This is a genomic window from Acetobacter persici (assembly GCF_018256955.1).
Taxonomy (GTDB): domain Bacteria; phylum Pseudomonadota; class Alphaproteobacteria; order Acetobacterales; family Acetobacteraceae; genus Acetobacter; species Acetobacter persici.
This window is the reverse complement of record NZ_JAERKU010000017.1, coordinates 54,611-64,855: the sequence shown is the minus strand read 5'-3', so window position 1 is coordinate 64,855 and position 10,245 is coordinate 54,611. Positions and strand designations below refer to the sequence as shown.

Below are 10,245 nucleotides of genomic sequence, written 5' to 3'. Positions count from 1 at the left end.
CCCCCCCCCCCCCCCCCCCCCCCCCCCCCCCCCCCCCCCCCCCCCCCCCCCCCCCCCCCCCCCCCCCCCCCCCCCCGGAACGTCAGCTTCATGTAGGGTGATCAGTAAAACTGGACATTCACATGACGACCCTCGTGAACGTTTTCACCTCATTCCGGTCGTTCAAATAACCCATGAGACTTTCTGAAAGCCGGCATTTACTCATGAACCAGCCAAGCGTCAGCCTATTGATTCAGTATACGCGTTAGAAGCCCACCTGGTCCGCCCACCACACCGATTCCACGCTATTGCCTTACATTTCCATGCCCGAACCCCCAGCGCAACAGCTTCCGACCAGCGCCGCTCGTCCACTTCTCAATCTGTAATATCTTGTTCTGGCCTCAGAGCGGTCGGCAGCGATGGACAAATCGCCCTTTTGGGGAAGACCAAAACTCGGCTCCTGCACCAAAGGATCTGCCGAAGACGGCTAATGTGCAATCAGTTCGATCGAGGCACTTGCACACTGGGAAAAAAGAGTTTTCCACTTGGGCTTTAGCGCCATCTTATAGTGATATAAGTCTGTTTCAACGTTGCCCACACGAGATGTCTGCCGCTATGAATCCATCACGCCTGCGTAAAGCGCTTCCACATGCCAAACTCGTCGGATTGATTTCCGCCGAGCGATGGAAGAAGTTGGCCGCCGAGATCGGCGTGCCAGGCAAGGACAGAAACGCCGTCCGCAACGATCCTGCGCTGATCGAACTCCGTATTTCGAAAACGCGTTTGCTGCGCGAAGTCCTTGACGAGCATGGACCAGCTATCGAAATGGTTGCCGATGTCGTCGCGTTCCTTGAACAGCACGGCCTGGCAGCCCGCACAACTAGCGACGTCGCGACTTTGCCTGGCTTAGAAGAATTGAAACCGCAACATCGCAAGATCCTCAGCCAATGGAATACGGCGTCACGTCGACGGTGGAAGCGAGATCAAGATGTTGAGATGCTTTGGCGTAAGGCCTCCGATGCCCTCGACCGACTACTCGAATGTAGCAGCGACCGGCCTCATGCCCAATGGAAGCTACGTCGCGGCACTTCTTTTTATATGTATGATCAGCCAGACTCGACATACAACGAGTTTGAGGTAGACCTGCTGCGCCAGCAGATCGAGAGCATCAAGAATGCGTTGCCCGACCCGCTCAATGACAAGCTGCTCAAGGCAATTGCCGATAAATGTTCGGCAATCTCTAGCGAACTAGATCATTTGGTCACGGCTCATGAATCCGGACGATATCCTACAGAAGAATATAAAGAAGAGATAGAAAAGGTCACGATCTTTGTAGAGCGCATTAAATTGACTGGTGATCTACTCGAAAGCGCGACAGGCATCGCAGATCTCCTCGCTGTATCAGTTTTTCGGAACTTGCCACAACTCTACGAAGTCTGGCTATTGTGTTTCCTTTTGGCGACGCTTGGGCAGGTTGGTTATCCGGTAATCCTAGATCAGGTGCGTTCTGTCACAGGAAACAAGGTATGGAACCTGCGCTATGCCGGGGCGAAACAGCCTGTTGCAAAGGTCGGCACAAACGCGTGGATCTTTTTCCAGTATAAGGCAGCGAGCCATTCCACCATGCCCGATTTTGCGATTTTCGATAATCCATCGGCAAACGGCAAAGCTCTTGCCGTATTCGATGCCAAATTTTCCGAATTGCATGGTTATGGCATGAGTGACTATGTAGGCACGCTCGAAAAATATCGCAGCCTCGGGGGAAGAGCACTAGTCCTCGAATATATGACTCGGGACGATCTGAAATTTCGACCTCGCATCGTCTTTAGCGTCCGTCCAAGCGGTGTGGGTCTCACACGCCTGAAGTCGGAACTTTTTGGCATTTTTGTGACGGCGCAAGCGCCGGCGATTGCATTGATCGATCAGTCGGCCAGTTTCCGTCCGTTCCTTCACAAAGCGCTCCGTTACATCTTAGCCGGTGCAAAGGCAAAACGGCTGGAGGATCGATACATCTCGTTCGGCTCAGTGGCCGTCGCAAAGTCCGGTCTGATCAAAGCAATCCAATCTCGCGAGATCGAGAATACAACGTTTGATGGGACGGCCCTCGCACCGCTATACGAAACGTTAAGCGCGATACGGTCCGCTGAGGTTCGACCAACACTACTGGTTGCCACAGATGGCGAATTTGAAGACGGAACACTCGCCGGTTTGCGGGAATTGGCGGAGGCGATTTGGGTGTTGGGGCCTAGCGACCTGAATTGATCCTAATCATGCTCCGCTCGCTGCGGAATAACGGCGGTTTCATCTCCAACATGGTGTTGTGGTAAATCTTTGCGTCGGCAGAGGGCATCGCGCCTAGCATCATCGAAGATTGTATTGTCAGACGCATGGACACACGACTGAGCTGATTTGGGCATACCCGAATATTGATCGGTCGACACGTTGCAATGGCCGCTTCATGTCAAAGCTGTCGGTCCTGCACGTCGATGGGAATGGCAACTTTGTCCCACGTACGGTCTATCGCCCTTCGCCTAACAATGTCGGCTTTTGGGCAACCGCCATCACCACTTCGATGTCTGCCTCGAGGCGGAAGCGGACATAGCTCTGGATGCATAAGCTTTACGCTTTATGAGGGTAGGGGGCATTTATTCAGTAAGAGGTCATGCGTGTGCCGAAAAAAGTTCATTAAAACAGCCTATTAATCCCGCTTTGCTCTCAACTTGCGGTTGCCGCAAGCTGAGAAGCAATCCTGCCCCCGCAACCACTTCCATCATAACTCACTCACAATCGACGTCTGATCGCCATGAAATACTGGCATATCAGACAGTTACATGCGTCCCGACCTTCGAAAGAGGGCCGGGCGATTGCGCGCATCCGCATCGTGCCATGGCCAACAGGGCCGCCTCAACCGGTTTCTCAGATCCGTTCAGAACGAAACGTAGAAACCAATGAGGAACATCATCATGCGCGATGAGCAGGAAATGCGGGACGAAATCCGTGCCCGAATGAAGGGCCGGATCCGGTTCAATGTCGCCACAGATCGGATCGAAGTGATCGTCGGTGCGCCGGATGAACTTCTCCGGTGGGAGCCGATCAACCGGCTCACCATGCTCCAGCATCTTCCACCCCTGGTTGTGGAGAGGCTTTGGGACATGTTTGCCGATGCGGCAGGGTCGGGATTCTATACCGAAGACGGGCTGGCCGGGGTGAAATTCCTCGGCTTACACCGGGTTGCAGAGTATCTTGAGGAGGAGGAATGCATCCGGATCGACGAAATCCCGATGCCTGCGTTCTCAGCACTGGTACCCGCTGTGAGTCTCGATACCTATCTCGCGGGGCGAAACCGGACAACAATCGCCGAAATCCTGAAGGCCGTCCCAGACGCCGCCGAAAAGGAATTGCCTCTTCAGCTCAAAGAGGCTGGATGGGAGCCACGGCGGTCAGCTACAGAACGCTTTTGGGTGAAAGTTCAAAACGGGTAGACTGATGAACCGGCTCTCCTTCTCACCAGAGAAGGAGAGTTGGCGCACGGCAAGCAGAAAGGCAGCTTTCGCCTTCTTCTCGGATACCGAAGCGAAATCTTGCGCGTTCCCGAACCGGACGTGACTTCTAGCGAGTTAGGGCTGGCGTCCCTAAACCTGCCTTGGCCCAGACCGCCTCTGAAGGGTTGCAGACCCGACCTCCACGTTAACATTTCCAAATAGTTATCGAATGAATCTCGCTTATGCAGTTTACATACCGCGCTTGAGGTGACCATTTAGTCTCGAAAGATTGCGCTTAAAAGATAAATGAAGGGCCCAATTATATGCATGATGAGGGATCGGAATCCCTGAGGGTAAGGTATGGGGTAGAACTCGCGTACTTGGTACGCTCGTGCAGCGCTAATCTTGGTGATCCCAAAAAGTGCGAGGAAGCTGAGCAGAACAGCGTGTATGCTCCGGCTATGTGTAACGCTTTATCCACGGCGGGCATTGCGAGCACGCGCGAGCTGAGTTTGCAGGTACTTAGGCTTTCAGACATTCTGTCCGCAAAGAATACAGACCGCGCCGGTAACATTAAGAGCAATGCGCATACGATTCTTGTTGAACTGTGCTCTAGGTTGGAGGTTCAGCGGCAGACAAATTTAGTTCAAGTTTGCTGGCATGAATGTGGCCACGTCATGATGGCGCACAAGAATAAAATTCCTTCCGACGCTGTCATCGTCGATTGGCACAATGACGCCTTTTCGTGGGCCGGGCGCAGAGTCGGTGCTAATGCCCCCGGTCGAGCCGGGCAAGAGATATACGCCGGGGGTGTGGCGGCCGAACTTTATCTGGCGCGTGCAGCGGGCCAAGAGCTAAGCAGCTTCCAGCTTGATAATGTGACTAAGCGCGCGGGGACAGATATTAAAAAGTACGAAGCCTCTACTGCCCATACATCCGATTGCCTGTCGTTTCTCGATTTCGCCACTGAGATATCGCATCTTTTCAATGCGGCCGAGGGGGCGATTATGCGCAGGACGGTGGCGCTTTTGATTAAGCAAAAACGCATTGGCACCTCTGTTTTACATGCGGTCTTGAACGAGATCGAGCCGACTGCCAAAAATTTTAAAGACGACGAATTTCTTCTAAATATGGAAGCTCAGATATTCCAAGGTTATCCGCAATCACACGTGATGCCCTGAGAATTGGCGAAGACGTCCGATCCAAAAGATTTTGTGCCACGAAGCCGACAGACTGGAATCCCCCCTGATCTGCCTGCCTGCTCAGTGATAAAGGAGCAGACAGGCAGCAGTCGCCCTCTTCTCTGACATAGGTTGGCCTTATGGGTGGTCCCAGGAGCGGACGTTCAATGCTTCGTGGAGACAGCAGCCCGCCCATGCGCGTGATAGCTGGCTCAAACCAATGCTCCTGATGGTGGAGCAACCTGTCGGTGTTCTGAAGTCCAAGTCGGGGCCGAAGCTGCCGTTTCTGATCAACAAACCAAACGGCGGCTTTCCAGCTAATTCCAGAGAGGAAGCCGGATTTGCTTTCAAGGGGATCGCGCTGATTGAATGAGCGTTACTTTCGCAAGCACATCGTATTTCGGTAAAAAAACCTGCGCGTTCTCTCCCGAGAACGACTTGAGCTCTGCCTCAATCGTGCCCTCGCCTGCATAACGGTTTTGCGTGAGAGTTGGCAGTATACTGGCGAGTTGCTTCTCGAAATCAGATTGGAAACCACGAATTTTTAAGAACCAGTAATCTGCAAGGCGGATCGCTTCCATATTGATACCCGACGCCACAACTCCGCCACCGATCGGCATATACACGGTGCCATCTGAGGTGGTCACAGAAACGTTGGCATTTTTGCGCCTGAGCGCTCGTCGTTGCTCTTTATTCCAAGCACCTCCGGTGACGCCTTTCGCGCGATAGCGGCTAATCATTTCTGGCCAGTTTCGATGAATGCTTTCGAGAACGTCGATATTTTCAAAACTATAATGATCATAAACATTAATCGCATAAAAGGCTTCATTCCCCACGATCGCATAGAGAAGAGGTCCGGTTCTGTCTGCGTAGGCAGGATTTTTCGGGTGAAAGGTGGTTCCAAGATGAAAATGATGCACTCCCCACTCGGCAAGCAGTCCATCATGGTTGAGAAGTGAGATATGGCCCATACTGAGGTGGCCATTGATATCTTCCCCCTTTTTCACTTTCTCTTGGAGCATAGTCCAACCAGCTTCATAGTCTGGTGGGCAGACAAAGCTGTCTCCAATCTCGATGGTTCGGGGGACGCTTGCAATACGTCGGCGTTGCGCGTCGAAATAATGACTCGGTAAATCCCCATCGGGCAACGCTGCGATCTCGACTGCGGGCCATCTTTGTTCATCAATCAAATAAGATCTCAGCATAGCGACCCAATCGGCAACAAAATCTGCATTCAATTTGGGCATTAACACTCCTCTGCTTCCACCCTTATAGGTGGAATGTGAAAAACAGTTCCATTTTCTTGTTGCAACGCGCGTTTATCGCGTAATGAGACGATGCTGCGTTAATGCTGATAAGCTAAGAACTATAATTCCTGGGAGCAAGATGGCTGTAGCTGCCTACACAGTCGACACTCAAACGGGCATGACAGTCTCCCGAAAGCCGACATTGTTATGTGAAGCTCTATGAAGCGTGTTTGGGATATTCGAGATAAGCGGCTCTCGAATCATGAATAGGCAATACCTGCCGTTCCTGATGAGTGCGAGGCATTCGCCCTAACTTCGGCCAACTTTCTTGGGACGAGATGCTTTTGTTCTCTTTGTCCGGCGCTTAGGTTTGACAGATGCGATGACACGCTCCTTTGACCGGATTTCAGCCAAGTCGTAAAAATGGCCTTTAATCCAGTCTGCCAAATGATCCCGCGCCCTTTGGGCAAGATGATCGCCGGCATGGGCATATCTCGCTAGTTCGGCATCGATAATGTGAAGGAGCACTTTCCAGTCGTCGGGTCGTGACTGCGTCAGTTGCGTGAGCAACCTACCTATGACGCGGCTTTGCTGCCATGAAGGCAAATTCAGCTTCCATGCGCCCCTCATGGTGTCGACTGAAACGGCGATGTGTGAAGGCATATTAGCATTGGCTCCACCGATGAACTGGATAGCGGCGTTGAACAATGCGAACGCTCTTGGATCGTCTAGTGCGAGCATCTGGAGCAAGGTCTGAGCGTCGAGGCTGAGATGACCGTGGCGCATTGTCGCGAGCAGGCCAACACTGACCAGATACTGGTCGCGTGTGATCAGGCCATCCCCTGCAAATACGTTCAGGACCACTTGGAGCCACGCTCCACCCTTGACGCCCTGACTTGCTGCATATTGGCGGAGGTTCAGATCTTCCGAGAGGATGATGACATCTGCGCTTCGCGCAAGGTTGATAGGATCGAATATTACCTTAGATCCAAAATTGTCGAAAAGCTTGTCCAGCCGAACATTGAGCGATCCGTTGACCGGCAGGATCTCACAAAGGTTCTCGAGGTCCTCAATGATCGCATTCACCCATGCCAGCCGCTTCTCCGTGTCTTCGGGGCTATGGACCTGCCGATATGCCTGTTCACTATCGAAGGCTATGGTCATGAATTCGCGCCCACGGGCACTCATGACCTTCGCTCGCAGCTCGATCATCTCGTCCATAGTCGAGCGTGCGATGCACAGCCTTCCGAAATAATCCTTTGCCGCTTGGAGATGCCCCAGTTCGCGCAGTTGCCAGATGGTTAGTGTGTCAAGCGCAACCCCCTTACCGCGCGCTTGGCGTACGAACATTGTGGCTTCTTCGCGCTCGTCAGCCGTACCGACACAGGTGCGGAGATTGGTTCCGGTTCGCGTCAGATATTCAGCCAGTTGAAGGACTGACCGGTTAGAGCACGCCGCAATCGCCGCTAGCGGGACAGGGTGGGACGTGTAGGTCGTGGCGACCACGTCATCCTTGTCCTGAAGGTCGCGAACCACGTCAAGGATCGGCTGTAAGTCGCCGTCCTTCACACTCAGCTCGAACAGGGATCGCGCAGATGGGAACCGGGCCGCGTGTTTCGCCATGATATCGTGGAGTAGCCAGATATATTTGTGCTTGAGCTCTCTTATCCTGTAGAGCTTCGAAACGCTGATTGTCGCCGGGATTTCAATTACTTCGTTGACAGATTTCCCCATCAAAGCAGCTGCCAAGGGATGATCCAACGCAAACCGGTCAATCCCGACAATTTCTTCACCGCCGATGATGCCGGTGACATCCCTGGCGCCGTCCAACCCTTCAAGGTCAAACCAGAAGTCAGTCTGTGCAGGACCTGCCCGACCAATCGGAGAAGGCATGGCCTCGTTCATGAAGATGAGTGAAGGATAAGAGGACACGACGTTTTCATCGTGCCGATTGGTTGCGGCCACCCTATAAGCAAGTCGTAGCGCCCGCGTGGCTTCACCTGCGCGGCGATGCCAGTGAGCAAGCCGCATGAAATCGTCGGGAGAACCGTTTACCACGTCGTCATCAATGCCTGCGACTAAATCCCGGGCTTCGCCTTCCTTATTGGCGCGGACCAGCGTGCGCGATAGCAGGAGAATGGCGCGCAGATCAGTCGGCACTGCAGAAATCGCAGAGCGAAGGTAGCGCTCTGCAGCTCCTAGATCGCCCCGATTGTACTCAGCCGCGCCAGCCAGCCGCGCATAGAGCGGAAGAGCGATCACCTCCGGGGCAAGCGATTGATAGAAAGGCGATGTCCTCGCCTGCGTCGGCGCGTTTGCGAAGGCGTGGGCAAGCCAAGCCAGCGGCTCTGACGGCCGGTCTACGCCAACAAACCCATCGAGTACGTCAATGATATCTTCCCATGCCTCACGCAACAGCGAGAGCTGGGCGAACATCACCCTGTCTGAATAGCTTGTCGCCGGCGTGATAAGCGATCGCGTCTTCTCGGCCATCGCTGCGAGCGCTTCAGGTCTCGCTATCCGATAAATATCCGCCACAGCGATATGGGCCCCGACACCCAGCGGCCAGCGTTCGAGGAGTTGCTCGACATCTTCGTCAAGATTTACGCCCATCTTACCAGCTTGCCGCGCGCGGAAGACCAACACGTCGAAAAGCTGGCGCGCAGCAATCGGCAGTTTTTCACGGCGCTCGTCGGTCGCCTCCTTGATGACCTCCGGCCATTCGTGGAGGTTGGAAAGTGCTACAAGCAGTGGAATGACCGCATTGTCGGAAAGGAGAGCTCTGCGGAGGAGGTGTTTCGCCTCGGCGAATGCTTCGAGATCAATAGCAACCCATGCCGCCGTCAGCGTAGCATTTGGATCTTTGGTCCCAGTCGCCAGAACTTGGTCTGCAATGCGTTTCGCCTGCTCAAGATCTCCCAGCGCCCGGTAGGCAGTTACGAGATTATACCCAACCATGCACCAATCGGGCTCAGCCGCATGCTCAAAGTGACGAACCTCATCCCAGTGGCGCTGCAGCAGTTCCGCGCCCTTGCTAAGCTTGGTCTGTCGATCATCGCGAACAGGGCCGAGGCGTTCGACGACGTTGCCGGAAAGAGCCTCGTCGACCAGCGCCTCACCGGCCATACGGATAGAACTGCCATGTTCAGGGAAGCGTTCGAGCGTCTCGGCAGCGAGAGCCCACCAGCTATTCGGGGCACCTTTCTGGCGCAGGTAGTTAATGTGGTGGATGCGAACGTTATGGTCATCCAGAAGGTCCAGAGGGACGATGGCCATGGGGTCTCTCTCGACACTGTCCATCGCCGCCACTTGGAAGGCGAACCCGGCAGCACCTGTATTACCAGAATCCTCAGCGAGTGTTTTCTTTGCAAACGCCCAGGCACTCACCAAATCTCCCTGAATGGCGAGTGAAAGGATCTTGTTCGATCGCATGCGTGGGTCTGTCGGATTGAGGGTATAAGCTTCATCGAGAAGATGGGCGGCATTGATTTCTTCGCCAAGCTTCATCTGGGAGATCGCCAGATTGACCTTGACCCGCGCACGGACCGAGACCGCACTCTTCTCGTCGAGTGTATTATCAAGTGCTTGGAGCAATTCCAGCGTGGTACGCGGCTTCCCTGCGTTCAGCATATCGCGATATTGGTCGATCTGTGCATCGAGATGCTGATCGAAGGCACTGCGGGCCGTATCTATTGGACCGATCGCAATCGTCGTCCGGATCTCCGCCAGATATTGTAGGGTCTGGTCATTCTGAGCGCGGATCTCCGCTTGCCCCGACAGCGTCTCGCTTCCGAGCTCAAGCAGGCGATTGGTCGATGCGCTGTAATCAGGGTCGAAGGCAGCAAGCGCCTTCGGGTCGTTTCTGATCTTTTCCTGGAGGGTGTCCCAGCCCCAGACCTGAATATCGACTATGCGGCCACGCTTCGCCTGTTCTTGGGCCAACTCAATCGCAAGGATATCGTGAGCGGCGTCGTTGGTCGCGGTGGTGACGATATAGAATTCCGTTAGTGCCGGTTCGATACTCATCGCCTGCTCGACCTCCTCGCGGATCATCGTTTCGCGGAGCTTCGCGCCACGGGTGATGAGTTTGCACTGGATGCCGACCGGCTGGTGTGGATTTCGGTCGCGCTTGCCGATCAGATCAAGGCCAAACTGCTTCTTGCCTCGCGTACCCACATGCTTGACGTTTGGATCATTGAGAAGCCCTGCGAAAAGCGGAATACAGTTGCTCTCAAAAACCTTGTCGTCGGTCGGGATATTGATGATCGTCGAGGAAGCCACGCGTCGGTTTTTCCATTTCCCTATAGAGAAATTTGGGACTTACTTGCCATTCCCAAGCTAAAAATTGAACGTCAG

At 54.1% G+C, this 10,245-nt stretch carries 6 protein-coding genes; 4 read left to right on the top strand and 2 right to left on the bottom strand.

Translation table 11 applies throughout. The annotated features are described in order from the left end of the window. The first annotated feature begins 594 nt into the window (after positions 1 to 594). The 4 genes from JK199_RS14225 (at position 595) to JK199_RS14210 (ending at position 5,015) form a co-directional block, all read left to right on the top strand. Positions 595 to 2,241 carry a vWA domain-containing protein gene (locus JK199_RS14225; RefSeq protein WP_159263342.1) on the top strand — a complete coding sequence of 549 codons (1,647 nt, stop codon included), beginning with the start codon at positions 595 to 597 and terminating at the stop codon, positions 2,239 to 2,241. 701 nt (positions 2,242 to 2,942) lie between these two features. Further along, positions 2,943 to 3,461, top strand: a complete 519-nt coding sequence (locus JK199_RS14220; RefSeq protein WP_148262825.1) for a hypothetical protein — start codon at positions 2,943 to 2,945, stop codon at positions 3,459 to 3,461. Positions 3,462 to 4,138: 677 nt separating this feature from the next. Beyond that, the gene (locus JK199_RS14215; RefSeq protein ID WP_212377145.1) at positions 4,139 to 4,642 is read left to right on the top strand and encodes a hypothetical protein; all 504 of its coding nucleotides are present in this window, start codon (positions 4,139 to 4,141) and stop codon (positions 4,640 to 4,642) included. 220 nt (positions 4,643 to 4,862) lie between these two features. Beyond that, positions 4,863 to 5,015, top strand: coding sequence for a hypothetical protein (locus JK199_RS14210; protein ID WP_010668671.1), 153 nt, complete (start codon positions 4,863 to 4,865; stop codon positions 5,013 to 5,015). Here JK199_RS14210 and JK199_RS14205 read toward each other — a convergent pair. Together JK199_RS14205 and JK199_RS14200 are read right to left on the bottom strand one after the other, a co-directional pair. After that, on the bottom strand, positions 4,990 to 5,889 hold the full coding sequence (locus JK199_RS14205; RefSeq protein WP_212377142.1) for a hypothetical protein: 900 nt from the start codon (positions 5,887 to 5,889) through the stop codon (positions 4,990 to 4,992). The genes JK199_RS14210 and JK199_RS14205 overlap by 26 nt on opposite strands. A gap of 309 nt (positions 5,890 to 6,198) precedes the next feature. After that, positions 6,199 to 10,170, bottom strand: coding sequence for a PIN domain-containing protein (locus JK199_RS14200; RefSeq protein WP_212377140.1), 3,972 nt, complete (start codon positions 10,168 to 10,170; stop codon positions 6,199 to 6,201). Between the last annotated feature and the right edge of the window lie 75 nt (positions 10,171 to 10,245).

Coding starts and splice junctions, on each gene's coding strand:
- JK199_RS14210 (WP_010668671.1), top strand. CDS start 4,863: ATGCTCCTGATGGTGGAGCAACCTGTCGGTGTTCTGAAGTCCAAGTCG.
- JK199_RS14215 (WP_212377145.1), top strand. CDS start 4,139: ATGATGGCGCACAAGAATAAAATTCCTTCCGACGCTGTCATCGTCGAT.
- JK199_RS14205 (WP_212377142.1), bottom strand. CDS start 5,889: ATGCCCAAATTGAATGCAGATTTTGTTGCCGATTGGGTCGCTATGCTG.
- JK199_RS14220 (WP_148262825.1), top strand. CDS start 2,943: ATGCGCGATGAGCAGGAAATGCGGGACGAAATCCGTGCCCGAATGAAG.
- JK199_RS14225 (WP_159263342.1), top strand. CDS start 595: ATGAATCCATCACGCCTGCGTAAAGCGCTTCCACATGCCAAACTCGTC.